This window comes from Streptomyces sp. BHT-5-2 (genome assembly GCF_019774615.1).
In the GTDB taxonomy this organism is placed as follows: domain Bacteria; phylum Actinomycetota; class Actinomycetes; order Streptomycetales; family Streptomycetaceae; genus Streptomyces.
The window spans coordinates 2,737,329-2,761,470 of the sequence record NZ_CP081496.1 but is presented as its reverse complement, the minus strand read 5'-3'; the positions used below and the strand labels follow the sequence as shown (position 1 = coordinate 2,761,470).

The window sequence follows — 24,142 nt, the reverse complement described above, 5'->3', positions numbered from 1 at the left end:
GCTATCCCTTCACTGCGCCGGAGGTGAGACCGCCGACGGCCTTGCGCTGCAGGAACAGGAAGAGGACGAGGATCGGGAGAGCGAAGAGGGAGGCGGCGGCCATGGTGGCGCCCCAGTCGTCGCCGAACTGCGTCTGGAACTGCGAGAGCCACAGCGGCAGGGTGCCGGCGCCGGGTTCCTTGTTGAGCACCAGCACGAGCGGGAACTCGTTCCAGGCGGTGATGAAGCCGAAGAGGGAGGTGGCCATCAGGCCGGGTGCCAGCAGCGGCAGCACGACCCTGACGAACGCCTGGCGGCGCGAGCAGCCGTCGACCATCGCGGACTCCTCCAGCTCCTTGGGGACCGCGGCGACATAGCCGCGCAGCGTCAGGAGGGTGAAGGGGAGCACCATCAGCATGTAGAAGAAGGTGAGCGGCAGCAGGCTGTTGAGCAGGTCGGCGTCCCGGACGATCAGGTAGATCGAGATGACCATGACCTCCCAGGGTGCCATCTGGGCGACCATGAAGGTCAGCAGGATGCCCTTGCGGCCCTTGAACCGCATCCGTGCGACGGCGAACGCGCCGCACAGCGCGATCACCAGCGACAGGCCGACGGCGGCCACGGTCACCAGGACGGAGTTCCCGGCCAGCCGCCAGAAGTCGGGGGCGTTCACCGCGGTCGCGAAGTGTTCGAGGGTGCCGTGGAACGGGAACCACACCGGGTCCTCGCTGAGGATGTCCCGGGCCGGCTTGAAGGCCGTGGCGAACATCCAGTACACGGGGAAGACGAAGAGCAGGGCGAGGACGGCGGCGGTCGCGTTGGGCCAGATCCGACCGGCGAGTGGGCGCTTCACAGCGCGTCCTCCTCTTGCTTGAGCGTCAGGCGCAGGTAGTACGCGGTGAGGGCGAGCAGCACGACGATGGTCAGGACGGAGATCGCGGCGCCCATCCCGAAGTGGAGGTTGCCGACGCCCTCGGTGAAGGCGTAGATCGGCAGGGTCTCGGTGAGCCGGTCGGGGCCGCCCTGGTTGATGGCGAAGATCTGCGGGAACGCCTTGAAGACCCAGATGACTTCGAGGAACGTGGTGGCCATGAAGAAGGGCCGCAGGAAGGGGAAGGTGACGGAGGTGAAGACCTTCCAGGTGCCGGCGCCGTCCACCCGGGCCGCCTCGTAGAGCTCCTTGGGGATGGTCGTGGTGGCCGCGTAGAGGTTGAGGGCCACGAAGGGGAGCGACTGCCAGACGATCAGGACGGTGATGACGAAGAAGGTGGACAGCTGCGTGCCGACCCAGTCGTAGCGGGCCATGGAGTGCCAACCGAGGTGGTCCAGCAGCCAGTTGACGACGCCGTAGCGGGAGTCGAAGAGCCACTGGAAGACGGTGGTGGCGGCGATCGACGGCATCGCCCAGGCCAGCACCAGTGCCACCGACAGCACCAGGCGCATCCTGGTGCCGAGCCGGGCCAGCAGCAGTCCGAGCAGGGTGCCGAGCGCCATGATCAGCACGACGTTGACGGCGGTGAAGGCGATGGTGCGGACGGTGACCCGCCAGAACTGCTCGCTGCCCAGGACCTCCTGGTAGTTGCCCAGCCCCCGCCAGTCGGTGAGGTGCTGGATCAGCTCCTTCATGTTGAGGTTCTGGAAGGAGAGCACCAGGTTGCGGACGAGGGGCCAGCCCAGGAAGACCGCGGTGGCGAGCAGGGCCGGGAGCAGCAGCAGGTAGGGCGCGCCGCGGGCGGCCCGCCGGCCGCCGGGGCCGCGCCGGGCGGGCGGCCCGCCGCGCTTGCCGGTCCGCGGCGCGTTCCTCCCCGCCGCTTCGTCGAGCTGCACTGCCATGAGCGTGTGGTCCCCTCGTTCCCGTGGATGCGCCTGTGGTGCCGGTGGAGGCGGCCGCCGGCCCCGCGGGGTGCCGGCCCGGCGCGGTGGCGGCGGCCGCGGTCGCTGCCCGGGCGTACGGGCGGGGGCCGGGAGGACCGGCCGGGCCCGTACGCGTCCGGGGGCCGGCTACTGCTTGGCGAGCCGGGCGTTGATCTCGGACTCGATGTCCTTGGCGGCGTCAGCGGGCGCCTTACCGTTCAGGACCGCGGTCATGTAGTTCTTGATCGGGTTGGGCACGTTCTCCACCGCGGCCCACTGCGGGATCAGCGGGGTGGTGCCGCCGGACTTCTCGGCGGCCGGGGCGGCGGCCGTGGCGGCCGGGTTGTCCTTGGCGGCGCCGGCCAGGGCCGGGGACTTGGGCGTCCAGCCGGCCTCCTTGACCATCTGGGCGTCGTTGTCCTTGGAGAGGGCGACCTTGAGGAACTCCTTGGCGAGTTCCTGGTTCCTGCTCATTCCGGCGACCGCGAAGTTGGAGCCGCCGAGGAAGACACCCTCGGGCTTTCCGGCGGTCTCGCCCGGAATGGTGAAGTAGCCGATGTCGTCCTTGATGGCCGGGTTGGTCTTGATGGCGGTGGCGGCCTCGTAGCCCATGGCGATGAGGGCGCCGGTCTTCCCCTTGGCGAAGATCTCGGCCTGCTGCGGGGTGGCCTCGTCCTTGTTCTTCGGGGCGGTGCTGAAAGCCTGGTACTGCTTGTAGATGTCCATGGCCTTGGCGACCTTGGGGTCGGCGAAATTGGAGACCCACTTGCCGCCTTCCTTCTTCACCAGCTGGGCGCCGGTGCCGATGGTCAGGCCGTCGAGGAAGTACCAGTTCTGGCCGGGCAGGTAGAGCGGCTCGGCGTCGGTCTTCTGCTTGATGGTCTCGAAGTCGTGGAAGAGCTCGGCCCGGGTGGCGGGGGTCTTGGTGATCCCGGCCTTCGCCCAGATCTTCTTGTTGTACATCACCACGCGGTTGCCGGCGAACCACGGCAGCGCGTACTGCTTTCCGTCCACCATCGCGGCCTTGTTGAAGGCGTCGTTCCAGTCGGCGCCGATCTCCTTCTTCAGGTCGCCGAGGTCGACCAGGGCACCGGCCTTGGCGTAGGCGGCGGTCTGGGTGTTGCCGATCTCGACGACGTCCGGCGGGGTGTCCTCGGAGAGCGCGGTGCTCAGTTTCTGCTGAATTCCGTTCCACTGCTGGACCTTGAATTCCACGGTGGCGCCGGTCTTCTTCTTGAATTGCTCGGAGACCCGCTTGGTCCATTGCTCCGGATTGGATCCGGACATCACCCAGACGGTCAGCGTCTTTCCCTTGAAACCGTCGGCGCCCGCATTTCCGCTGCTCGACCCACAGGCAGCGACACTCACCAGCATTCCCGCGACCGCGGTCGCCGCTATGAGCCCACGCTTCATCGCGCTCTCCCCCTTGAGGACGGGTTTGGCTTTAATGGTTTAGACCAGTTCTCGCAGCTTGGCCTAGACCTTTAGGGGTGTCAAGGGTGTATAAGAGTCGCTGTCAGGTCCGTTACCGGACCGACATCTGACGGGCCGGGACCCGCGCCGGCGCATGGGCAACCCGTCCGTGCCACGATGTGAGCCGCTACGTACGGAGGAGCCGGTGACGGCAGCACGACAGGCATCGGAGAGGCGGGTCATGGACACCGAGGCGGGCAGCGCCGAGAACGGCGGCGGCGGCGCGCGGACCGCCCGGGTGCCCAAGTACTACCGGCTCAAGCGCCATTTGCTGGAGATCACCGAGACCCTGCCGCCGGGCACCCCCGTGCCGCCCGAGCGCACCCTCGCCGCGGAGTTCGACACCTCCCGCACCACGGTCCGCCAGGCACTCCAGGAACTGGTCGTCGAGGGCCGCCTGGAGCGCATCCAGGGCAAGGGCACCTTCGTCGCCAAGCCCAAGGTCTCCCAGGCGCTGCAACTGACCTCCTACACGGAGGACATGCGGGCCCAGGGCCTGGAGCCGACCTCCCAGCTGCTGGACATCGGCTATGTCACCGCCGACGACCGGCTGGCCGGGCTGCTGGACATCGCGCCCGGTGGCCGGGTGCTGCGCATCGAGCGGCTGCGGCTGGCCAGCGGCGAGCCGATGGCGATCGAGACCACCCATCTGTCGGCCCGGCGGTTCCCCGCGCTCCGCCGCAACCTCGTCAAGTACACGTCCCTGTACACCGCGCTGGCCGAGGTCTACGACGTGCGGCCGGCGGAGGCCGAGGAGACCATCGAGACCTCGCTGGCCACCCCGCGCGAGGCGGGCCTGCTGGGCACCGACGTCGGCCTGCCGATGCTGATGCTCTCCCGGCACTCCCTGGACGCCCAGGGGCGGCCGGTGGAGTGGGTGCGCTCGGTCTACCGCGGCGACCGCTACAAGTTCGTCGCCCGCCTCCAGCGGCCGACGGACTGAGCCGCCCGCCCGCGCCCTCCTCGCCCCCGCCGGTCCCGGGCGTCCGCATGCCGCGTTGTTCCGCGTCGTGCCGTGTTGCGCCGCGTTGTTCCGTGTCGGCCGTGTCGTGTCGTTCCGGGCTCCGCATTCCGGACGCCGTCGCCGCGGCGCACCACCGCGCCCCCTCGTGTCCCATCGCATCGCCCGCGTCGCCCACGTCGCTCGCGTCCCACGGCAGCCCGTCGAGGCGCCGGGCCGGCCCAACTCCCTTACGGCAACGGTGTCGTACCGATATGCGGACAGCTAGTGACGCGCGCCACGGCCCTGGCTTAGATTTCCAGCCGATCACCCAGCGGAATTCACCGAGTTCACCAGGGACGGGAGCCACGGTCATGGCCGAAAACGCCGCATCACCGGACCGCAGACCGGTCGTCACCCCCACACGGGTGGTGGCCGGACTGTGTCTGCTCGCCCCGTTCGTCGCGATGCTGTGGGTGAGTTCGTACGCCCGGATCGAGCCGACGCTGATCGGGGTCCCGTTCTTCTACTGGTACCAGATGGCGTGGGTGCTGATCTCGACGGCGCTGACGACCCTGGCCTACCGGCTCGTCCGGCGCGAGCAGCGCGCCCGCAAGGATGGTGCGGCCCGATGACGACCTCCGTCACCACCCTCGCCGCCGCCTCCCGGGGCGTCGACGGCGTGGCCCTCGCCGTCTTCGTCTTCTTCTTCCTCGCCGTGACGGTCATGGGCTTCCTGGCCGCGCGCTGGCGCCGGGCCGAGCACTCCGCCAGCCTCGACGAATGGGGCCTGGGCGGGCGCAGCTTCGGCACCTGGATCACGTGGTTCCTGCTCGGCGGCGACCTCTACACCGCGTACACCTTCGTGGCGGTGCCGGCGGCGATCTACACGGCGGGCGCGTCCGGCTTCTTCGCCGTCCCGTACACCATCCTGGTCTACCCGCTGATCTTCACCTTCCTGCCCCGGCTGTGGTCGGTCTCGCACCGGCACGGGTACGTCACCACCTCCGACTTCGTCCGCGGCCGCTTCGGCTCCAAGGGCCTGTCACTGGCGGTGGCGCTCACCGGGCTGCTCGCCACGATGCCGTACATCGCGCTCCAACTCGTCGGCATCCAGGCCGTGCTGGACGTGCTGGGCGTCGGCGGCGGCGAGCACGCCGGCTGGTTCGTCAAGGACCTTCCGCTGCTGATCGCGTTCGCGGTGCTGGCCGCCTACACCTACTCCTCGGGGCTGCGGGCGCCCGCGCTGATCGCGTTCGTCAAGGACGGGCTGATCTACCTCGTCATCGCGGTGGCGATCATCTACATCCCGATCAAGCTGGGCGGCTTCGGCGAGATCTTCCACTCGGCCAAGGACGCACTCGCCGTGCACGGGCCGACCGGCAAACCGCGCGGCGAACTGACCAGCGGCCCCAACGCCCAGTGGGCGTACGCCACGCTGGCGCTCGGCTCGGCGCTGGCGCTGTTCATGTACCCGCACTCGATCACCGCGACGCTCTCCTCGCGCAGCCGCAACGTCATCCGCCGCAACACCACCATCCTCCCGCTCTATTCCCTGATGCTGGGCCTCCTCGCGCTGCTCGGCTTCATGGCGCTCAAGGCCGGGACGGACACCCGGGGCAACGCGCAGCTGGCGATCCCGCAGCTCTTCGAGGACATGTTCCCCAGCTGGTTCGCGGGCGTGGCCTTCGCCGCGATCGGCATCGGCGCGCTGGTGCCGGCCGCGATCATGTCGATCGCCGCCGCCAACCTCTTCACCCGGAACGTCTACAAGGACTTCCTCAAGCCGGGCGCCACGCCCGAGCAGGAGCACAAGGTCGCCAAACTGGTCTCCCTCCTGGTCAAGGTCGGTGCGCTGATCTTCGTCCTCACCATGGACAAGACCGTCGCCATCAACTTCCAGCTGCTGGGCGGCATCTGGATCCTGCAGACCATGCCGGCGCTGGTCGGCGGCCTGTTCACCCGCTGGTTCCACCGCTGGGCGCTGCTGGCCGGCTGGGCGATCGGCATGGTCTACGGCACCCTCGCGGCATACGGGGTGGCCAGCCCGACCCAGAAGCACTTCGGCGGCTCCAGTGCGGAGATCCCCGGCATCGGCCAGATCGGCTACATCGGCCTGACCGCGTTCGTCCTGAACGTCGTGGTGACGGTCGTCCTGACGGTCGTCCTGAAGGCCCTCAAGGCCCCGGAGGGCGCCGACGAGACCTCCCCCGACGACTACACCGCCGACCTCGGCGACCGGGGCGTCACCGCCGACCTGCCCCCGGCTACGGCGGGGGCGCCGGCGGGGCACTGACCGTCGTCGACCACGGCGGAGGGCCGTCGCGTTCCTCCGGAGCGCGACGGCCCTTTCGTGGTCAGTTCACCCAGTCCTTCAGCGGCTCGGTCTCAAGCGTGATGCCCACCGGGTCCGGAAGGTGGAGGGACTTGCCGAACGGCACGGTGTGCACGATCTCGTAGCGCTCACCGTCAGGCTCGCTGTACACCGATACCTGGCCGGACTTCCGGTCGATCAACAGGTAGAGGGGAATACCGGTTTCAGCGTACGCACGGGGCTTCTCGACCCGGTCGCGCTGCTCGGTATCGGAGTCGTGGGAAGTGACCTCGACAGCCATCATCACTGGCTCGGGGTCCGCCCATTCGCCCTGTCCACCGAAGGAACCGGTAGGGGCGAGGGAACCGTCTGGCTGGGCGCGGCCATTGCGGTATGTCTGCACCTTGAGCCCCTGGTCGTAGAGCCAGAGTTCGGGGCGTGCCTGGATGCAGATACGCATCAACCACTCGATGATCAGCCCGTGGTCCCCGTCCGGCATGGGCTTGCTCCTGACCTTCCCGTCGATGAGTTCCAACCGTGCGCCCTCCTCCAGGCGGGCGAGTATCCGGGCGGCCTCTTCGAAATGCTCGGGAACAGTGATGTGCGGCGGGTCGGCGAGCGCGGTCATGGCGCCTTCTCCTTGCTGTCGGACCGAGCAGGGAACGTAAGACCGACGATAGCCGAGCCCACTGACAGTCACATGATGATCGCCATTCGTCACATCGACCGTGCTGTCGGGCGGGCGCCGCCACACTGGACCCCATGGACCTCACGATCAGACCCATACGCCAGGCGGAGTTCGAGACGGTCGGGGAGCTGGTGGCGGAGGTGTATCTGGCCGACGGGCTGCTGCACGGCGGGGCCGGCGATCCGTACGCGGCGGTGCTGCGGAACGTGGCGCACCGGGCGGAGCACGCCGAGGTGCTGGTGGCCGCGGACGGGGCGGGCGGGGCGACGGGCACGGTGCTGGGCGCGGTGACGTTCGCGGCGCACGGGAGTCCGTACGCGGAGCTGGCCGGGCCAGGGGAGGGCGAGTTCCGGATGCTGGCGGTGCGCCCCGAGGGGCGCGGGCGCGGCATCGGGGAGGCGCTGGTGCGGGCCTGCCTGGAGCGGGCGCGGGCGCTGGGGCTGCGGGGCATGGTGCTGTCGAGCCAGCGTCATCTGCTGCCGGCGCACCGGCTGTACGGGCGGCTGGGGTTCGCACGGGCGGCCGAGCGGGACTGGGAGCCGGTCCCCGGACTCGCTCTGTGGGCGTTCGCCCGCGAGCTGGCCTGAGCGGCGCCTGAAGGGCCTTTCCGGGGCGCCGAGGGGCCCTTCCAGAGGCGTTCCGGGCGCCCTCCGGCAGGTCGGGGTCTCGCACACCCGTGGGAATGGTATGAGGCGGCGACACAAGATGTGGGGGTGCACGCGGGGAGCAACACAAGATGTATGCTCGTCCTCGCTGTCGCCGCAGGGGAATCCGGTGCGAATCCGGAACTGCCCCGCAACGGTGTGCGAGCGTGATCCACGGGCCCGTTTCCCACGTGCCCCGCGGCCCGCTCCCGAGTCCGAGGACCTGCCGACGGTACGCCCGCACCGCCATCGGTGCGGCGTCGATACGTCCGGGCCCCGAGGGATGGGCCGACTGGACGCCGCGCGGCCGGCCCGCGCACCCCCGGCTCGCCGCGGGGTGCCCCCTTGCCCGCACGGCTCCCGTCGCACCACCGCCCCTCCCGGCCCCCGCCGAGTGAGGGAGAGCATCAGGTGACCATCGCGCCAACGGAGCCCGCGTCAGACGCCGAGGTCGTGCAGCCCACGGTGGCCACGCCTCCCACCAACGAGGACGGCCCGGGCGTCGCCCTGCTGCGCACGCTGACCGAGCTGACCGCGGACCTGACCGCGACCGACCCCGGCAAGGTGGCGGCCGCGGCGCTGCGCGGCCGGCACCCCGGTTCCGACGCGGCCGAACTGCGGTCGCTGGCCATCGAGGCGGCGGCCGGCCTGATCGGCGACGAGCCGCAGTACTCCCGGCTCGCGGCCCGCCTGCTCACCCTCGCCATCGCCGAGGAGGCCGCCGGGCAGGGCGCCACCTCCTTCTCCGCCTCGATCGCGGTCGGCCATCAGGAGGGCCTGATCGCGGACGTCACCGCCGAGTTCGTCGGCACGCACGCCGCGGGGCTGGACGCGCTGGTGGACGGGGCCCTGGCGGCCGGCGCCGACGACCGGTTCGGCTACTTCGGGCTGCGCACCCTGCACTCGCGCTACCTGCTGCGCCACCCCACCACCCGCAAGGTGATCGAGACGCCCCAGCACTTCCTGCTGCGGGTGGCCTGCGGTCTGGCCGAGGACAGCTCCGCGCGGGCGCTCGCGGACGTCGCCGAGCTGTACCGGCTGACCAGCACGCTCTCCTACCTGCCGTCCTCCCCCACGCTCTTCAACTCCGGCACCCGCCACCCGCAGATGTCCTCCTGCTATCTGCTGGACTCCCCGCTGGACGAGCTGGATTCGATCTACGACCGCTACCACCAGGTGGCCCGGCTCTCCAAGCACGCCGGCGGCATCGGGCTGTCGTACTCCCGGATCCGCGCCCGGGGTTCGCTGATCCGCGGCACCAACGGGCACTCCAACGGCATCGTGCCGTTCCTGCGCACCCTGGACGCGTCGGTGGCGGCGGTCAACCAGGGCGGCCGCCGCAAGGGCGCGGCCTGCGTCTACCTGGAGACCTGGCACGCCGACATCGAGGAGTTCCTGGAACTGCGGGACAACACCGGCGAGGAGGCCCGCCGGACCCACAACCTCAACATCGCGCACTGGATCCCGGACGAGTTCATGCGCCGGGTGGAGGCGGACGCGGACTGGTCGCTGTTCTCCCCCTCGGACGTGCCGGAGCTGGTCGACCTGTGGGGCGCGGAGTTCGACGCCGCCTACCGGGCCGCGGAGGCCGCGGGCAAGGCCCTCAAGCAGGTGCCGGCCCGGGTCCTGTACTCCCGGATGATGCGCACCCTGGCGCAGACCGGCAACGGCTGGATGACGTTCAAGGACGCCGCCAACCGCACCGCCAACCAGACCGCCGAGCCCGGCCGGGTCGTGCACTCCTCCAACCTGTGCACGGAGATCCTGGAGGTCACCGACGACGGGGAGACCGCGGTCTGCAACCTGGGCTCGGTCAACCTCGCGGCCCACCTGGGCGAGGACGGCGAGATGGACTGGGAGCGGCTGGACGCCACCGTCCGCACCGCCGTGACCTTCCTGGACCGGGTGGTGGACATCAACTTCTACCCGACCGAGCAGGCCGCCGCCTCCAACTCCCGCTGGCGGCCGGTCGGTCTGGGCCTGATGGGCCTGCAGGACGTCTTCTTCCGGCTGCGGCTGCCGTTCGACTCGGCCGAGGCCCGGGAGCTGTCCACCCGTATCTCCGAGCGGATCATGCTCGCCGCCTACGAGGCGTCCGCCGACCTCGCCGAGCGGCACGGGCCGCACGCGAACTGGTCCGCGACCCGCACGGCGCGCGGGGTGCTGCACCCCGACCACTACCCGAACGCCGAGCCGCGGTGGGCGGACCGCTGGGCGGCGCTGCGCACCCGGATCGCCGCGACCGGGATGCGCAACTCCCTTCTGCTGGCCATCGCGCCGACGGCCACCATCGCCTCCATCGCCGGCGTCTACGAGTGCATCGAGCCGCAGGTCTCCAACCTCTTCAAGCGCGAGACGCTCTCCGGCGAGTTCCTACAGGTCAACACGTACCTGATCGAGGAGTTGAAGGAGCTGGGCCTGTGGGACGCGCGGACCCGGGACGCGCTCCGCGAGGCCAACGGCTCCGTCCAGGAGCTGGCCCGGATCCCCGCGGACGTGCGGCACCGCTACCGCACCGCCTGGGAGATCCCGCAGCGCGCCCTGATCGACATGGCCGCGGACCGCACGCCGTTCCTGGACCAGAGCCAGTCGCTCAACCTCTTCATGGCGTCGCCGACCATCGGCAAGCTCAGCTCGATGTACGCCTACGCCTGGAAGCGCGGCATCAAGACCACCTACTACCTGCGCTCGCGGCCGGCGACCCGGATCGCCCAGTCTGCCCGCGCCGCGTCCGTTCCCGCGCAGCTTCCGGTGACCGACCCCGAGGCGGTCGCCTGCTCCCTGGAAAACCCCGAGTCCTGCGAGGCATGCCAGTAATGTCCCACCCGTCGCCTGAAACGAACGCCGCGGCCGCGCACACCGCCACCACCGACGGCAAGAAGAACCTCCTCGACCCGGGCTTCGAGCTGACCCTGCGCCCCATGCGGTACCCGGACTTCTACGACCGCTACCGCGACGCGATCAAGAACACCTGGACCGTGGAGGAGGTCGACCTCCACTCCGACGTGGCCGACCTCGCCAAGCTCTCCCCCGGTGAGCAGCACCTCATCGGCCGCCTGGTGGCGTTCTTCGCCACCGGTGACTCGATCGTCGCCAACAACCTGGTGCTGACGCTGTACAAGCACATCAACTCCCCCGAGGCGCGGCTCTACCTGAGCCGGCAGCTCTTCGAGGAGGCGGTGCACGTCCAGTTCTATCTGACGCTGCTGGACACCTACCTCCCCGACCCGGACGACCGGGCCGCCGCCTTCGCCGCGGTGGAGAACATCCCGTCCATCCGCGAGAAGGCGGAGTTCTGCTTCAAGTGGATGGACTCGGTGGACCGGCTGGACCGGCTGGAGTCCAAGGCCGACCGCCGCCGCTTCCTGCTCAACCTCATCTGCTTCGCGGCGTGCATCGAGGGCCTGTTCTTCTACGGCGCCTTCGCGTACGTCTACTGGTTCCGGTCGCGCGGCCTGCTGCACGGTCTGGCCACCGGCACCAACTGGGTGTTCCGCGACGAGTCGATGCACATGGAGTTCGCCTTCTCCGTGGTGGACACCGTCCGCGAGGAGGAGCCGGACCTCTTCGACGACGCCCTCCAGCAGCAGGTCACCGACATGCTGAAGGAGGCCGTGGAGGCCGAGCTGCAGTTCGCCCGCGACCTGTGCGGTGACGGCCTGCCCGGCATGAACACCGAGTCGATGCGCGAGTACCTCCAGTGCGTCGCCGACCAGCGGCTGCGCCGGCTCGGCTTCTCCCCCGTCTTCGGCGCGGAGAACCCGTTCTCCTTCATGGAGCTCCAGAACGTCCAGGAGCTGACCAACTTCTTCGAGCGGCGCGCCTCGGCCTACCAGGTCGCCGTCGAGGGCTCGGTCTCGTTCGACGACGACTTCTGATCCCGGCCGCCGGACCTGCCGTTCCGGCCGCCCGCCGAATGTGAGCGTTCGATTAGCGGGCGGCCGGAGCGGCAACCGGAGCCCTGCCCACCACATCTACGCAGACATGGAGGGCAGGAAAAGAAGTCGCCGGTACATCGACTACCCCCGTCTGGGCCGCAAGGGGGTGCGCCGCTGGCTGCCGTCGTGGCGCCTGTGGCTGGGCACGTTCACGTTCGTCCTCGCCTGTCTGGCGGGGCTGTTCGCGTTCGTCTACGCGAACGTCGACGTCCCCAACGAGAACGCCCTTGCCGCCCGCGAGGCCACCGTCTACTACTGGGCGGACGGCAGTCAGATGGTGAGCGTCGGCGCCGTCAACCGGCAGAACATCTCCCTCGACAAGGTGCCGAAACACGTCCAGAACGCGGTGATAGCGGCGGAGAACGCCACGTTCTACGAGGACCATGGGGTGTCGCTCACGGGAATCGCCCGGGCCGCGGTGAACATGCTCTCCGGCGGGGACACCCAGGGCGGTTCGACCATCACCCAGCAATACGTGAAGAACACGTATCTCTCGCCGGACCAGACCGCCACCCGCAAGGTGAAGGAATTCGTCATCTCGCTGAAGGTCAACAACCTGAAGTCGAAGGCGGAGATCCTGCGCGGCTATCTCAACACCAGCTGGTTCGGCCGTGGTTCGAACGGGATACAGGCGGCCGCGCACGCCTATTACGGCATCGACGCCAAGGACCTGGACCCCAGCCAGGGCGCGATGCTGGCCGCGCTGCTGAAGGGCGCCGAGCAGTACGATCCGGGGCTGGGCAAGGCCAACCACCAGCGGGCCGAGGCCCGTTGGAAATGGATACTCGACCGGCTCGTCGGCACCGGCGCGATGAGCAAGGAGGAACGGGCGAAGTACCGGGAATTCCCCGAGCCGCGCCCGGTCGCCAAGCCCACCAGCCAGGCCGGCCAGATCGGCTATCTCGTCGACGTCGCCAACAAGTTCGTGAAGAGCGCCACCGGGCTGACCGACAAGGACCTGGCCCGCGGCGGCTACCGCATCCACACCACCTTCGACAAACAGCGCACCCGGCGCCTGGAGAAGGCGGTCGACGAGGTCCGCGGAAAGAACCTCGACCCGAAGAAACGCGCCGCGGACACCTACACGGAATTCGGCGCGGCCTCGGTGCGCCCCGGTGACGGCGCGATCGTGGCGCTCTACGGCGGCGCGGACGCCACCCGCCACTTCAGCAACAACGCGGACACCACCGCGGTCCCGGCCGGCTCCGCGTTCAAGCCGTTCGTGCTGGCCGCCGCCCTCCAGCAGGAGGCCGAGCAGTACGGCGACCAGCCGCGCCCGGTGGACGCCCCCAGCCGGGCCGAGGAGCTGCGCGGCGCCCTGATGGAGGGTTCGAACGTGCCGTTCGTCCAGGCCGGGAAGCAGCTCGGGCTGGACCGGATCCGGGACCTGGCGCTCGGCCTCGGGCTGCGCAAGGAGAGCCTGGCGCAGCTGGAGCAGACCTTCCCGCTGGGCACCTCGGCGCCCAGCGCCGTCCGGCTGGCCAGCGCGTACACCACGTTCGCCAACGGCGGGCTGCACGCCGAGCCGTACGCGGTGGCGAAGATGACCTACCAGGGCGGGAGCGTGGCGGGCTTCGAGCGCCCCGAGCCCCGGCAGGTGGTGACCCCGGCGGTGGCGCAGGAGATGACCAACACGCTGTCGGGGCTGGGCTGGCGGGCGCTGGGCACGCCCGGCGGCAAGCCGGTGCGGCAGCCGGTCGCGGCCGCGGTGAGCGAGGCCGGGGACCGGATGAAGTCGGCGTGGTTCGTCGGCACCCCGCCGCGGGCCGGCACCTTCGACTGGGGCCCCGGGCCGCGCGCCGGCGCCGGTTCCGGCGTGCGCGCCGAGCGGGCGCCCGGTGGCGGGGACGGCGCCGAGCCCACCACCGCGATCGCCCTCTTCCGCAACAAACCGGGCGCACCCCAGCTGCTGCCCCTGAACGGCGTCGGCGGCCCCGACACCGGGCTGGGCACCTCGCTCCCGCCGCAGGTCTGGGCCGCCTACCAGGGCACCGACTGACGGACGCGCCCCGTCCGTCCCGGACGCGTCAGTCGTTGGGGACGACGGGGTAGCGGGGCTCCCGCTCGGCCATCTGCTTCAGCGCGTCCTTGCGGTCCCGCTTGGAGAGCCGGTCGATGTAGAGGTAGCCGTAGAGGTGGTCGGTCTCGTGCTGGAGGCAGCGCGCGAAGTAGCCGGTGCCCTCGACCACGATCGGCTCGCCCTGGGAGTTCTGCCCGCGCACCACCGCGTAGTCGGGGCGGGGCAGCTCGGCGTACGCGCCGGGGACGGACAGGCAGCCCTCGTTGGAGTCGTCCAGCACCCGGCGCGCGGCGGGCAGCTCGTCCAGGACGGGGTTGCAGACGTGGCCGACGTGCCGGACGCCCTCGTCGTCCAGGCAGTCGTAGACGAAGACCTTGAGGTCCACGCCGATCTGGTTGGCGGCCAGGCCCACGCCCTCGGCGGTGCGCTGGCTGGCGAACATGTCGTCGATCAGCTGCGCCAGCTCGCCGTCGAACGCGGTGACGTCCTTGCACTCCTTGTGGAGGACCGGGTTGCCGACCACGGTGATCGGGCGGGAGGTGCCCCGCTCCCGGTGGGCCGCCTCACGCTCCTCGGCGTCCGTGACGTCGTCGACGAACGCGACGCTCTCCTGCTGATCACTGTCCTGCTGGGCCATCTCCGCCGTACGCCTTCCTGCAAAACCCTCGGGTAACGCCCCAAGCCTACGGGGACCCGGCGGCCGGCAGGGCCCGGCCGCCCTACTCCCGCCCTCCGCCGGCCGGCGGCCCGGCGGTCGGGCCTCAGCAGACCTCTTCGAGATCGCGCCATTCGCGGGTGTCCGGGCTGTCCGCGACCCAGCCGTCCAGCAGGCCGCGCACCAGGGCCGCGGGCGCCGCGATGCCGCACTCGCGCTCGGGCACCCAGAGCGAGCCGGAGCCGGCGGTGCGGTGGCCCAGCGGGCCGGGGTGGCCCGGCTCGCTGTGGTCGTGCGGGTCCAGGTGCTCGCCGTCGCCCTCGTCGCTGGGCATCCGGCTCTCCGAGCACGTCCGGCACAGCAGCCGCACCGACGACGACCAGTCCTCCGCGGCGAAACCGGCGTCGGCCGCCAGCTGCTCCAGCGCGTCCCGGTCGGCCTCGGTGGCGGCCTCCAGCAGCACCACCCAGGTGGGCACCGGCGAGGGCGCCCACAGCTCGATCTCGTCGAAGACCGGGAACGTCCGGGTCTCGCCGCCGACGCCGGTGGTGGTCCGCTCGCCGTGCGGGACGCCGTCGTGCAGCACCACCTCGCCCCAGCGCCGCCCGGAGGACGGCAGCGGGATGGAGAGCACCTCGATCCGGGCCGGGTCCAGCCGGCGGCCCCAGACCACCTCGGCCTCGCCCTCGGGCGAGAGCCGGACCGCGGCGCTGCCCAGCGCCATGCCCAGCGGCTCCCCGTTGGGCGAGCCCTCGCCGGGGACCTTCAGGCCGTACGCCTGCCAGGCACGGCGGGCCAGCGGCCAGTCCTGGAGGGCGGTGGCGGCGATGCCGACGTTCCACCAGTCGGGGGCCCCGGCCTCGCGGTCCAGCAGTGCCACCGCGCGCAGTCCGGCGGCCCGGGCCTGCTCCCAGTCGTGCCGGAACTTGTGCAGCAGCGCGAGGTTGAACCAGGACTCCGACAGCCAGGGCTCCATGTCCGCCGCGCGGGTCAGCAGCGCCCCGGCGTCCTCGTAACGGCCGTCGCCGATCAGCGTGAAAGCGCGGTCGGTCGCCTGCCGCCACGAGGCGGAGGGCCGGTGCCGTACCTTGCCGAAGATCTTCACGATTCCCGCCTGCTGGTTGCTCTTGTGCCACTCCGGAGGTGTCCCGGGCGGCGCCCGGGGCCTTCTGGGGGCCCACTCGACAACCTGCCACAGATTGCCGTCGAGTTCAGCCCGGTGTGCTGCGCCCCCGTGCGGCTCATGCCCTGCGCCGACCCCCTGAACCCCCCTTCAGGGGGCTACCTTCGCATCCAACCATGCCCATCTCGTGGGGCGCTCATTACCCATGGGTTCCCGGGCGGTGGACGGGCCGGGAACGCCGGGCGGCGAAGGTGTGCGGAGCTTGTACCGGGGCGTGCGAAGCCGTTCCGCGCCCCGGCGCGCACACCGCTTGCGATCAGCCGGCCCGGCCGCCGCGCGCCAGCACCCGGGCGAGCGCCGCGACGACCGCGGGCTCGTGGTCCCGGGCGGTGGCCAGCCGCAGCCGTTCCAGGGCGCGCAGCCGCCCGGCGGGCCCGGCGGCGCCCGCCACCAGGTCGTCGTAGGCGTTGACGGTGCGGACGATACGGGCGGTGACCGGCTGCTCGCGGTACGGGTCGGCCTGCCGCTCGACGATCACCGCGACCTCCGGCGGGGCACCGGTCTGCCGGGCCACGGCGCCGCCCAGCAGCGCGATCCGGCGCTGTTCGGCGGGCGGCAGCGGGGCGGTGGCGCCGTCCGGCACCGGGTCGACGAGCGAGAGCTGGCCGATGTCGTGCATCAGGGCGGCGTGTTCCAGGACGTCCAAGTCCGGTCCGCCGAGGCCGAGTTCACGGCCGACCTCGCGGCTGAGCGCGGCGACCCGGCGGGCGTGGCCGGGCGGGGTGCAGCCGGCGATCTCGGTGGCGCGGGCCAGCGAGGCGATGGTCTGGCGGTAGGTGGCGCGCACCGCCGCGTACCGGCGGAAGGCGATCTGGGTGAGCAGCAGCGGCAGGCAGAACACCGGCAGCGCCCACAGCCCGGCGGCGGCGACGGCCAGCGCGATCACCACGCCGGTGGCGCAGATGGCGGTGCCGATGCCGGACAGCGCCCGCAACTCGTCGCGCAGCAGCGGCCCGTACGGCCAGCCGGTACGGGCCCGCGCCAGCGCGGCCGCCAGCACCGCGTCGCACAGCGCGGCGAGCGCCAGCAGGACGGCCAGGCAGAGCGGGCGGAGCGGGCCGTCCGCCCCCCAGGCGCGCAAGGCGCCGGTGTGGCACAGGGGTTGGCAGCAGGTGGCGGCGAAGCCGACGGTCAGCACCCGGCGGGCCAGCGGGTCCCACGCCGGCCCGCCGCCGCGCGCCAGATACGGGACCAGTCCGACGAGCCCGGCGGCCACCACCACGGCCACGGTCTGCGGGACCCCGTGCGCGGCCGGGCGGCCGCCGGCCGCGTCGAGCAGCGCGTAACCGAGCGCCCCGGCGGCGCCGAGCGGTGCGCCCTCCCGCGGGCCGGGGCCCGGCGCCGCGGCGTCGGGGGCGCGCGGGAGGCGCGCGGCGGGATGCCGGTCGGGCCGGGCGGCGGCCGGGCGGACGGGGATCCGGCGCACCGCCTCACCGGCCGCGATCAGCACCCCGAAGGCCAGCGCGGTGCGCGGTGCGGCGAGCCCGTGCCACAGGGTGTGGCCGAGGCTCCAGCAGGCCAGTACGGCGGCCGGCCCGTGCACCCAGGCGGTCGCGCGGCGGCTCATCGGGCGGCGCCGCGGCCCGCGCCCGGCCGGTGGGCCCGGGCCGGAGGGACGTTTCGGCGCCCCGCCGGGGCCGGGTCCGGCGCCCGCTCCTCCCCCGCGGTCACCTGCTCCGGCCGCCAGCCGTGCCGGTCGAGGGCGGCGGCCAGCGCCCGGACCATCCGCGGGTCGAACTGCGTCCCGGCGCACCGGCGGAGCTCGGCGACCGCGGCGGGGACCGGGCGGGCGCGCCGGTAGGAGCGGGTGGAGGTCATCGCGTCGAAGGCGTCGGCGACCGCCACCACCCGTGCGCACTCGGGAATTTGATAGGCCGTCAGGCCGTAGGGGTAGCCGCTGCCGTCCATCCGCTCGTGGTGGTGGAGGATCGCCGCCCGCGCCTCGCCCAGGAAGCCGATGCCGCGGACGATCTCGTGGCCGTACTCGGGGTGCAGCTCGATGATCCGGCGCTCCTCCGGGGTCAGCGGCCCGTCCTTGCGCAACACCCGGGTGGGGACGCCGAGTTTGCCGACGTCGTGCAGGATCCCGGCGAACCGCAGCACCTCCAGCCGGTCCTCGGCCATGCCCAGTTCCCGGGCGATCAGCACCGAGGCCCGGCCGACCCGTTCACTGTGCCCGCGGGTGTAGCGGTCCTTGATGTCGACGGCCTGCACGAGGGCGCGGACGGTGGCCTGGTGCGCGGCGCGCTCGCGTTGGTACTGCGCGGACGCCCAGCAGGACAGGTGCACCGGCAGCAGCACCAGCAGCGCCGCCGGCGGCCCGTACGCGCTGTGCCAGAGCACCGCCATCATCAGCCCGGTCAGCCCGTGGGCGAGGTGCGGCACCGGCAGCCGGGTCGCCGGGCCGCGCCAGGCGGTGCGCGGCGGATGCCGCTCGGCCAGGACCAGCACCCCGCCGCGGAGCCCGATCAGCACGGCGCAGAAGGCACCGGCCGCGGTCAGCGCCGGCACCAGCAGCTCCGGGAAGGCGGCCGCGGCCGGTGCGGCGGGGCCGACGGCCCCGAAGACCTCGGCGGCCGTCCAGGCGGCGAGGGCGAGTTCGGCGGTGTGCCAGACCCGGCGGGCGGCCGGCCAGGGCCGGGCGGCCGGGGCGAGCAGGGCGCCCGGTACGGCGGCCAGGGCGGCCAGCGGCGGCGGCAGCAGGAAGGATCCGGCGAGGACGACGGGGGTGGCCCAGCCCGGGGGGAACGTCCCTGGCTCGGTGTCGGGGCCGGTGTCGTGCCGTGCGGGGCCGTCGGTCAGCGGGCAGCGGCGCATCCGCTCGCACAGGCCGTGGAGCGCGCCGAGGGCCAGCGTGCCGGTCCACGGGACGGCGGCGCCGAGCCGGACCGCGGGGGCCGCGCAGAGCGCCGCGGCCAGGGCGGCACAGCCGATGAACAGCCGTGCGGCCGCCGGAAGTTCCCGCATCGCGCCCTCCTCGCCCTCCCCGGCCGACGCCGGGAGGTGCCCCCGGCCGACGCACCCGCCGGCACGGCGGGAGGCCGCGCACCACGGGGGTCCGGCGAGAATAGAGGGGCCGGGGCGCCGGAGGAGACCCATCGGCGGATGGAGCGGGGCGGATCGCCCCGCCCCTCACCCTGAGGAGTGAGAGAACTGCACGCCCGTTCGACGCATGGGCGAGCCGCCGCACGGAGACGGCGCCGTGCGGGCTGCTACTCGGCGTGCGCGGTGTTGTCGGCCGCGCCGGCCTCGGAGGGCGCAGCGGCGGCGTCCCGGGCGTCCGCCGCCCGCTCCCGCTGGGCCTGTTCGTGCCGGGCCTGGTCCAGGACGCTCACCTCGGGCACGGTCTCGCCGGCCCGGATCAGCTCGATCCGGCCCATGACCTTGGACCGGAGGTCCGTGGGCACGTCGTCGTGTCCGCAGCAGCGCTTGACGAGCTTCTTGACGGCCTGCTCCAGGCCGTACTTCTCCAGGCACGGCGAGCACTCGTCGAGATGGACCTGGAACTCGGCGCACTCCCCGGCCGGCATCTCCCGGTCGAGGTACTCGTAAAGGTGGTCAAGGACCTCTGAGCAGTCCTTCTCGTGCGGCTCTCCGCAGCTCATGATCCCGAGCCTTTCCGGTCGTGCGACTCCGGCGTCCGCGCGGAATCCGTCTGGGCGGACGCCCCCGCCGGGACCAGCCCGCGCTCGCGGGCGTAGTCCTCCAGCATGCCGCGCAGTTGGCGCCGGCCACGGTGGAGACGAGACATCACCGTGCCGATGGGTGTCCCCATGATGTCCGCGATCTCCTTGTACGCAAAGCCCTCGACGTCCGCGAGATAGACGGCGATCCGGAACTCCTCGGGGATCGCCTGGAGCGCGGCCTTCACGTCCGAGTCGGGGAGGTGGTCGAGCGCCTGCGACTCGGCGGAGCGCAGCCCCGTCGACATGTGGGACTCGGCGCGGGCGAGCTGCCAGTCCTCGATCTCGTCGGCGGCGCTGCGCTGCGGCTCACGCTGCTTCTTGCGGTAGGAGTTGATGAAGGTGTTGGTGAGGATCCGGTACAGCCATGCCTTGAGGTTGGTGCCCTCCCGGAACTGGTGGAAGGACGCGTACGCCTTGGCGTACGTCTCCTGGACCAGGTCCTCCGCGTCGGCCGGATTGCGCGTCATGCGCAGGGCGGCGGAGTACATCTGGTCGAGGTAGACGAGGGCGTCCCGCTCGAAGCGCGCGCTGCGCTCGACGTCGCTCTCCGTCCGGCCCCCGGTCTGCTCCGCAGCCGAGCCGTCGGTCCCTGCGTCGGTTCCGGTGACCGGACCCACCTCCTCCAACACCGTGGCGGATCCCGCGGCTGCCGCCGCGGTCCCTCTCGATTCGGAGAATAGACGACGATCCGGTGCCACCGCCGCTCCAGCCAGGGCCGACTGCGTCCCGTGCATCTGCGGCCACTGCAGGTCGGCGGCCGGGCGGGCCGGGCAAGCGATTCCCATGCGGCGGACTCCCATTCCTCATGCGCGCTGGCTGTACTCCACTGCCTTCGCCTGGCACAACAGCGGCGCCGCTCCGGATCATTCCCGGCCGGGCAGGCCATTTCCGCGCGCGCCGGAGCGGCGCGCGTCCGGGCCCCGCGCGGGAACCCTCGGTGCCGTCAGCCGAACATCCCGTCCAGCCACGCCGCCACCGCTTCGGTGAGCGCCGCCATCGACTCCGCCTCCGTCACCCCCGCCGACTTCGGCACCGCGAAGCCGTGGTCGCCGTGGGCCACCTCGGTGAGCTCGGTGCCCGCGGGGAACTCCGCCGGCCGCCCGAACGGGTCCCGCCCGCCCTGGACGACCAGGGTCGGCACCCCGGCGCCGGTCAGCTCCTCGGCCCGGGACTTCTCCGGCTTCCCCGGCGGGTGCAGCGGGAAGCTCAGCGCGAGCACGGCGTGCGCGCCCAGCTCGCGCGCGGTCCGGCAGGCCACCCGGGCACCGGCGCTCCGGCCGCCCGCGACCACCGGCAGGCCGGGCTTCTCCAGCGCCGGCCAGAGCGCGGTCCACCCGGCGTCCAGCGTCTTCGGAGCGGGCGCCAGCTTCCGGCCGGCGACCCGCCACGGCTGCTCGACCAGCGCCACGGTGTAGCCGCGGGCCGGCAGCGCCGCCGCCAGGGCCCGCAGGTCGCGGGCCTCGATGCCGCCGCCCGCGCCGTGGCTGACGGCGACCACGGCCCGGGCCGGCTCGGCGTCGCGGTACCAGGAGATCCGGGCGTCGCCCGCCGGCGTCGCGACCGTCTCGCTCTCGTTCGCCCTCGTACTCATACGCCCATCCTGCCCGGGGCGGGCCGGGGGCGGCGGCGCGGCCCGCCCGGACGGTCAGAACAGCGTGCCGACCTCGGGGCCGTCGAGTTCGGTGACCAGCTCCGGCCCGTTGTTGCGGACGTTGCTGACACCGGTGGGGACGGGGAAGGCCCGCATCAGCCCGGGCGGCGGCGGGGCCAGCAGCGCGCGGAGCTCGTCGGGGTCGGTGCGGGACGGGTCGAGCCAGGCGTCCCAGCGGTCCGGCGGCAGTACCAGCGGCATCCGCGGGTGGATGTCGGCGAGCGCCTGCGGGCCCTCGCCGCCGTCGGCCCCGGCAAGCGGGGTGGTCTCGGCCTCGGTGGTGACGACCGTGCAGGTCACCCACCAGGCCAGCGGGTGGTCGGCGGGCAGCGTGCGGTCCCGCCAGAACTCGTAGAGCCCGGCCATCGCCATCACCGAGCCGTCCGCGGGCGTGACGAAGTACGGCTGCTTGCGGGGCCGCTTCCTCCGGCCCTGCTCCTCCAGCTCCCGCTCGTCGGCCCCGGTGACCCACTCGAAGTAGCCGTCCCCGGGGATCAGGCAGCGGCGGGCCCCGAAAGCCTGCCGGAAGGACGGCTTCTCGTGCACCGTCTCGGACCGGGCGTTGATCATCCGTGCGGCGCCCTCGGGCGACTTCGCCCACGACGGGACCAGGCCCCACTTGAGCGTCCGCAGCTGGCGCACCGGGCCGGGCGGGAAGGCGGCGGCGCCCGCGCCCTTGAGGGGACGTTCCAGCACCACCCGGACGTTGTCGGTCGGGGCGATGTTCCAACTGGGCGCCAGCGTCTCGGTCGGCTCCCAATGCCCGACGCCGAAGGTCCCCACCAGTTCCTCGGCCTGTCGGCTCGCTGCATACCTACCGCACATGCATGCCACACTGCCATGCACGCCGAAGGGAGACGCGGAGAGCATGGACGCCCACCACTACACCGACGTCTGGGACCGGATCTTCTCGCCCCAGCCCGGTCCCTCGCTCTGGCTGGTGATCGTCACCGGCGTACTGGCCCTGGGCGCGGTCGTCCCGCACACCGCCTGGCGGCTGTCGCGGAACGCGGTCACCATCGCGCACGAGGGCGGCCACGGGCTGATCGCCCTGCTGACCGGCCGCCGCCTGGACGGCATCCGGCTGCACTCGGACACCTCGGGGCTGACCGTCTCACGCGGCAAACCGCACGGCCCGGGCATGATCCTGACCGCCGCGGCCGGCTATCTCGCCCCCTCGCTGCTGGGTCTGGCGGGCGCCGCGCTGCTGGCCGCCGGGCACACCACGGCCCTGCTGTGGGGGGCCACCGCGCTGCTGCTGGCGATGCTGGTGATGATCCGCAACGCCTACGGCGTGCTCACCGTCGTGCTGGCGGGCGGCACCTTCCTCCTGGTGTCGTGGCTGACGGCGCCCGAGGTGCAGGCCGGGTTCGCGTACGCGGTGGTGTGGTTCCTGCTGCTGGGCGGGGTGCGGCCGCCGTTCGAACTCCAGGGGAAGCGGCGGCGCGGCGGGGCTGCGGATTCCGACCCGGACCAGCTCGCGCGGCTCACCCATGTCCCGGCCGGTGTCTGGCTCGGCTTCTTCCATGTGGTGACGGTGTGCTCCCTGATGGGCGGCGGTCGCTGGCTGCTCGGCATATGAGGAGCGGATGTCCGGGCCGACGGCATCTGGTAACCCACATTCCGTATGTCGGTGTGGCCACTGTTGCCCCCGAGAGGCCCGCTGCCTGCGGTTGCACCACGAGAGCCGTGTTTCGCACAGGTTGCGCCGCTTTTGATCAAGATCGGCACCCTTGTCCAGCCATTAAAGTAAGGGCATGACCGAGAGCCCCGCCCTCCCTGCCCTGTGGCCTGCCCCCGTCGCTCCCGGGGCGGTCGATGCGACCGTCACCGTGCCCGGCTCCAAATCGGTCACGAACCGCGGCCTGGTGCTGGCCGCCCTGTCCTCCGAGCCGGGCTGGCTGCGCCGCCCGCTGCGTTCCCGGGACACCCTGCTGATGGCCGAGGCGCTGCGCGCCCTGGGCGTCGGCATCGAGGAGACCGCCTCCTCCAGCTCCGCCGGCACCTCCGGCGGCGAGGCGTGGCGGATCATCCCCGCCGGCCTGCACGGCCCGGCCACCGTCGACGTGGGCAACGCCGGCACGGTCATGCGCTTCCTCCCGCCGGTCGCCGCGCTCGCCGACGGCCCGATCCGCTTCGACGGCGACCCGCGCTCCTACGAGCGCCCGCTGGGCGGCGTCATCGACGCGCTGCGCGCCCTGGGCGCCCGGATCGACGACGACAACCGCGGCGCGCTGCCGATGACGGTCTTCGGCGGCGGCGCCCTGGAGGGCGGCGCGGTGGAGATCGACGCCTCCTCGTCCTCCCAGTTCGTCAGCGCCCTGCTGCTGTCCGCGCCGCGCTTCAACCAAGGCGTCGAGGTCCGGCACGTCGGCGCGGCGCTGCCCTCGATGCCGCACATCCGGATGACCGTCGACATGCTGCGCAGCGTCGGCGCCCAGGTGGACACCCCCGAGGCGGGCGGCGAGCCGAACGTCTGGCGGGTCACCCCCGGCGCCCTGCTCGGCCGTGACCTGGTCGTCGAGCCGGACCTCTCCAACGCCCAGCCGTTCCTGGCCGCGGCGCTGGTCACCGGCGGCCGGGTCACCATCCCGGACTGGCCCGAGCACACCACCCAGCCCGGCGACGCACTGCGCGAGATCTTCACCGCCATGGGCGGCTCCTGCGAGCTGACCGAGGACGGCCTGACCCTCACCGGCAGCGGCCGGATCCACGGCATCGACGTCGACCTCGGCGAGGTCGGCGAGCTGACCCCGGGCATCGCCGCGGTCGCCGCGCTCGCCGACTCGCCCTCCACGCTGCGCGGGGTGGCGCACCTGCGGCTGCACGAGACCGACCGGCTGGCCGCCCTCACCAAGGAGCTCAACGAACTCGGCGGCGACGTCACCGAGACCGCCGACGGCCTGCACATCCGGCCGCGTCCGCTGCACGGCGGGATCTTCCACACCTACGAGGACCACCGGCTGGCCACCGCCGCCGCGATCGTCGGCCTGGCCGTCGAGGGCGTGGAGGTGGAGAACGTCGCCACCACCGCCAAGACCCTGCCCGACTTCCCCGCGCTGTGGACGCAGATGCTCGATCCGGCGTCCCCCGCCGCCCGGCGAGTCTGAGGGCCAC

Annotated in this window: 21 protein-coding genes and 1 riboswitch; of the genes, 9 read left to right on the top strand and 12 right to left on the bottom strand. The window is 72.3% G+C overall.

The window, feature by feature from the left end; translation table 11 throughout:
• Position 1 precedes the first annotated feature (1 nt).
• The 3 genes from K2224_RS12280 to K2224_RS12270 form a co-directional block, all read right to left on the bottom strand.
• Complete coding sequence (locus K2224_RS12280) at positions 2-832, bottom strand: carbohydrate ABC transporter permease (RefSeq protein ID WP_221906599.1); 831 nt, start codon at positions 830-832, stop codon at positions 2-4.
• Positions 829-1,812, bottom strand: a complete 984-nt coding sequence (locus K2224_RS12275) for a carbohydrate ABC transporter permease (protein ID WP_221906598.1) — start codon at positions 1,810-1,812, stop codon at positions 829-831. The genes K2224_RS12280 and K2224_RS12275 overlap by 4 nt, the downstream gene beginning before the upstream one ends.
• A gap of 168 nt (positions 1,813-1,980) precedes the next feature.
• Positions 1,981-3,246, bottom strand: a complete 1,266-nt coding sequence (locus K2224_RS12270) for an extracellular solute-binding protein (protein ID WP_221906597.1) — start codon at positions 3,244-3,246, stop codon at positions 1,981-1,983.
• Positions 3,247-3,487: 241 nt separating this feature from the next.
• Here K2224_RS12270 and K2224_RS12265 point away from each other — a divergent pair, with 241 nt between their 5' ends.
• From K2224_RS12265 to mctP, 3 genes are all read left to right on the top strand, one after another.
• Positions 3,488-4,249 (top strand): GntR family transcriptional regulator, encoded by a 762-nt coding sequence (locus tag K2224_RS12265; RefSeq protein ID WP_221909618.1) that lies wholly within the window; start codon positions 3,488-3,490, stop codon positions 4,247-4,249.
• A 371-nt stretch (positions 4,250-4,620) separates the two neighbouring features.
• Positions 4,621-4,881: a DUF3311 domain-containing protein gene (locus K2224_RS12260; protein ID WP_221906596.1), complete on the top strand. Its 261-nt coding sequence runs from the start codon at positions 4,621-4,623 to the stop codon at positions 4,879-4,881.
• The gene (gene mctP, locus K2224_RS12255; RefSeq protein WP_221906595.1) at positions 4,878-6,542 is read left to right on the top strand and encodes a monocarboxylate uptake permease MctP; all 1,665 of its coding nucleotides are present in this window, start codon (positions 4,878-4,880) and stop codon (positions 6,540-6,542) included. The genes K2224_RS12260 and mctP overlap by 4 nt, the downstream gene beginning before the upstream one ends.
• Positions 6,543-6,603: 61 nt before the next feature.
• Here mctP and K2224_RS12250 read toward each other — a convergent pair whose 3' ends face one another.
• The gene (locus tag K2224_RS12250) at positions 6,604-7,188 is read right to left on the bottom strand and encodes a Uma2 family endonuclease (RefSeq protein WP_221906594.1); all 585 of its coding nucleotides are present in this window, start codon (positions 7,186-7,188) and stop codon (positions 6,604-6,606) included.
• A 134-nt stretch (positions 7,189-7,322) separates the two neighbouring features.
• On the opposite strand from K2224_RS12250, the gene K2224_RS12245 reads away from it, so the two are divergent.
• The 4 genes from K2224_RS12245 (at position 7,323) to K2224_RS12230 (ending at position 13,829) form a co-directional block, all read left to right on the top strand.
• Positions 7,323-7,835, top strand: a complete 513-nt coding sequence (locus K2224_RS12245) for a GNAT family N-acetyltransferase (protein WP_221906593.1) — start codon at positions 7,323-7,325, stop codon at positions 7,833-7,835.
• Positions 7,836-8,011: 176 nt separating this feature from the next.
• Positions 8,012-8,117: riboswitch (cobalamin riboswitch) on the top strand.
• Positions 8,118-8,303: 186 nt separating this feature from the next.
• Positions 8,304-10,709, top strand: a complete 2,406-nt coding sequence (locus K2224_RS12240; RefSeq protein ID WP_221906592.1) for a ribonucleoside-diphosphate reductase subunit alpha — start codon at positions 8,304-8,306, stop codon at positions 10,707-10,709.
• Positions 10,709-11,770: a ribonucleotide-diphosphate reductase subunit beta gene (locus K2224_RS12235; protein WP_221909616.1), complete on the top strand. Its 1,062-nt coding sequence runs from the start codon at positions 10,709-10,711 to the stop codon at positions 11,768-11,770. Before K2224_RS12240 ends, K2224_RS12235 begins: the two co-directional genes overlap by 1 nt.
• Before the next feature lie 106 nt (positions 11,771-11,876).
• Positions 11,877-13,829 carry a transglycosylase domain-containing protein gene (locus K2224_RS12230; RefSeq protein ID WP_221906591.1) on the top strand — a complete coding sequence of 651 codons (1,953 nt, stop codon included), beginning with the start codon at positions 11,877-11,879 and terminating at the stop codon, positions 13,827-13,829.
• Between the two features lie 28 nt (positions 13,830-13,857).
• Here the strand turns inward: K2224_RS12230 and def are convergent, their stop codons facing one another.
• The 8 genes from def to K2224_RS12190 all read right to left on the bottom strand — a co-directional run bounded on the left by def (position 13,858) and on the right by K2224_RS12190 (position 21,850).
• Positions 13,858-14,487, bottom strand: a complete 630-nt coding sequence (gene def, locus K2224_RS12225) for a peptide deformylase (protein ID WP_221906590.1) — start codon at positions 14,485-14,487, stop codon at positions 13,858-13,860.
• Positions 14,488-14,611: 124 nt separating this feature from the next.
• The gene (locus tag K2224_RS12220) at positions 14,612-15,610 is read right to left on the bottom strand and encodes a hypothetical protein (RefSeq protein ID WP_221906589.1); all 999 of its coding nucleotides are present in this window, start codon (positions 15,608-15,610) and stop codon (positions 14,612-14,614) included.
• 334 nt (positions 15,611-15,944) lie between these two features.
• A complete protein-coding gene (locus tag K2224_RS12215; protein ID WP_221906588.1) occupies positions 15,945-17,255 on the bottom strand; it encodes an HD-GYP domain-containing protein in 1,311 nt (436 codons plus the stop codon).
• Entirely contained in the window at positions 17,252-18,655 is a 1,404-nt protein-coding gene (locus K2224_RS12210; RefSeq protein WP_221906587.1) for an HD-GYP domain-containing protein, read from the bottom strand. The genes K2224_RS12215 and K2224_RS12210 overlap by 4 nt, the downstream gene beginning before the upstream one ends.
• 245 nt (positions 18,656-18,900) lie before the next feature.
• Positions 18,901-19,293, bottom strand: a complete 393-nt coding sequence (rsrA, locus tag K2224_RS12205; RefSeq protein ID WP_221906586.1) for a mycothiol system anti-sigma-R factor — start codon at positions 19,291-19,293, stop codon at positions 18,901-18,903.
• On the bottom strand, positions 19,290-19,991 hold the full coding sequence (locus K2224_RS12200; RefSeq protein ID WP_221909614.1) for a sigma-70 family RNA polymerase sigma factor: 702 nt from the start codon (positions 19,989-19,991) through the stop codon (positions 19,290-19,292). The genes rsrA and K2224_RS12200 overlap by 4 nt, the downstream gene beginning before the upstream one ends.
• 326 nt (positions 19,992-20,317) lie before the next feature.
• Positions 20,318-20,965 carry an alpha/beta family hydrolase gene (locus K2224_RS12195; protein ID WP_221906585.1) on the bottom strand — a complete coding sequence of 216 codons (648 nt, stop codon included), beginning with the start codon at positions 20,963-20,965 and terminating at the stop codon, positions 20,318-20,320.
• 54 nt (positions 20,966-21,019) lie between these two features.
• The gene (locus K2224_RS12190) at positions 21,020-21,850 is read right to left on the bottom strand and encodes an SOS response-associated peptidase (protein WP_221906584.1); all 831 of its coding nucleotides are present in this window, start codon (positions 21,848-21,850) and stop codon (positions 21,020-21,022) included.
• A 43-nt stretch (positions 21,851-21,893) separates the two neighbouring features.
• Here K2224_RS12190 and K2224_RS12185 point away from each other — a divergent pair, with 43 nt between their 5' ends.
• Positions 21,894-22,607, top strand: a complete 714-nt coding sequence (locus K2224_RS12185; protein ID WP_221906583.1) for a M50 family metallopeptidase — start codon at positions 21,894-21,896, stop codon at positions 22,605-22,607.
• Between the two features lie 175 nt (positions 22,608-22,782).
• Positions 22,783-24,135 carry a 3-phosphoshikimate 1-carboxyvinyltransferase gene (aroA, locus tag K2224_RS12180; protein WP_221906582.1) on the top strand — a complete coding sequence of 451 codons (1,353 nt, stop codon included), beginning with the start codon at positions 22,783-22,785 and terminating at the stop codon, positions 24,133-24,135.
• Positions 24,136-24,142: the final 7 nt, after the last annotated feature.

Excerpts from the sequence above, each read along its gene's own strand:
- K2224_RS12275 (WP_221906598.1), bottom strand. The coding sequence starts at position 1,812 with ATGGCAGTGCAGCTCGACGAAGCGGCGGGGAGGAACGCGCCGCGGACC.
- K2224_RS12270 (WP_221906597.1), bottom strand. The coding sequence starts at position 3,246 with ATGAAGCGTGGGCTCATAGCGGCGACCGCGGTCGCGGGAATGCTGGTG.
- K2224_RS12265 (WP_221909618.1), top strand. The coding sequence starts at position 3,488 with ATGGACACCGAGGCGGGCAGCGCCGAGAACGGCGGCGGCGGCGCGCGG.
- K2224_RS12260 (WP_221906596.1), top strand. The coding sequence starts at position 4,621 with ATGGCCGAAAACGCCGCATCACCGGACCGCAGACCGGTCGTCACCCCC.
- mctP (WP_221906595.1), top strand. The coding sequence starts at position 4,878 with ATGACGACCTCCGTCACCACCCTCGCCGCCGCCTCCCGGGGCGTCGAC.
- K2224_RS12250 (WP_221906594.1), bottom strand. The coding sequence starts at position 7,188 with ATGACCGCGCTCGCCGACCCGCCGCACATCACTGTTCCCGAGCATTTC.
- K2224_RS12245 (WP_221906593.1), top strand. The coding sequence starts at position 7,323 with ATGGACCTCACGATCAGACCCATACGCCAGGCGGAGTTCGAGACGGTC.
- K2224_RS12235 (WP_221909616.1), top strand. The coding sequence starts at position 10,709 with ATGTCCCACCCGTCGCCTGAAACGAACGCCGCGGCCGCGCACACCGCC.
- K2224_RS12230 (WP_221906591.1), top strand. The coding sequence starts at position 11,877 with ATGGAGGGCAGGAAAAGAAGTCGCCGGTACATCGACTACCCCCGTCTG.
- def (WP_221906590.1), bottom strand. The coding sequence starts at position 14,487 with ATGGCCCAGCAGGACAGTGATCAGCAGGAGAGCGTCGCGTTCGTCGAC.
- K2224_RS12215 (WP_221906588.1), bottom strand. The coding sequence starts at position 17,255 with ATGAGCCGCCGCGCGACCGCCTGGGTGCACGGGCCGGCCGCCGTACTG.
- K2224_RS12210 (WP_221906587.1), bottom strand. The coding sequence starts at position 18,655 with ATGCGGGAACTTCCGGCGGCCGCACGGCTGTTCATCGGCTGTGCCGCC.
- rsrA (WP_221906586.1), bottom strand. The coding sequence starts at position 19,293 with ATGAGCTGCGGAGAGCCGCACGAGAAGGACTGCTCAGAGGTCCTTGAC.
- K2224_RS12195 (WP_221906585.1), bottom strand. The coding sequence starts at position 20,965 with ATGAGTACGAGGGCGAACGAGAGCGAGACGGTCGCGACGCCGGCGGGC.
- K2224_RS12190 (WP_221906584.1), bottom strand. The coding sequence starts at position 21,850 with ATGTGCGGTAGGTATGCAGCGAGCCGACAGGCCGAGGAACTGGTGGGG.
- K2224_RS12185 (WP_221906583.1), top strand. The coding sequence starts at position 21,894 with ATGGACGCCCACCACTACACCGACGTCTGGGACCGGATCTTCTCGCCC.
- aroA (WP_221906582.1), top strand. The coding sequence starts at position 22,783 with ATGACCGAGAGCCCCGCCCTCCCTGCCCTGTGGCCTGCCCCCGTCGCT.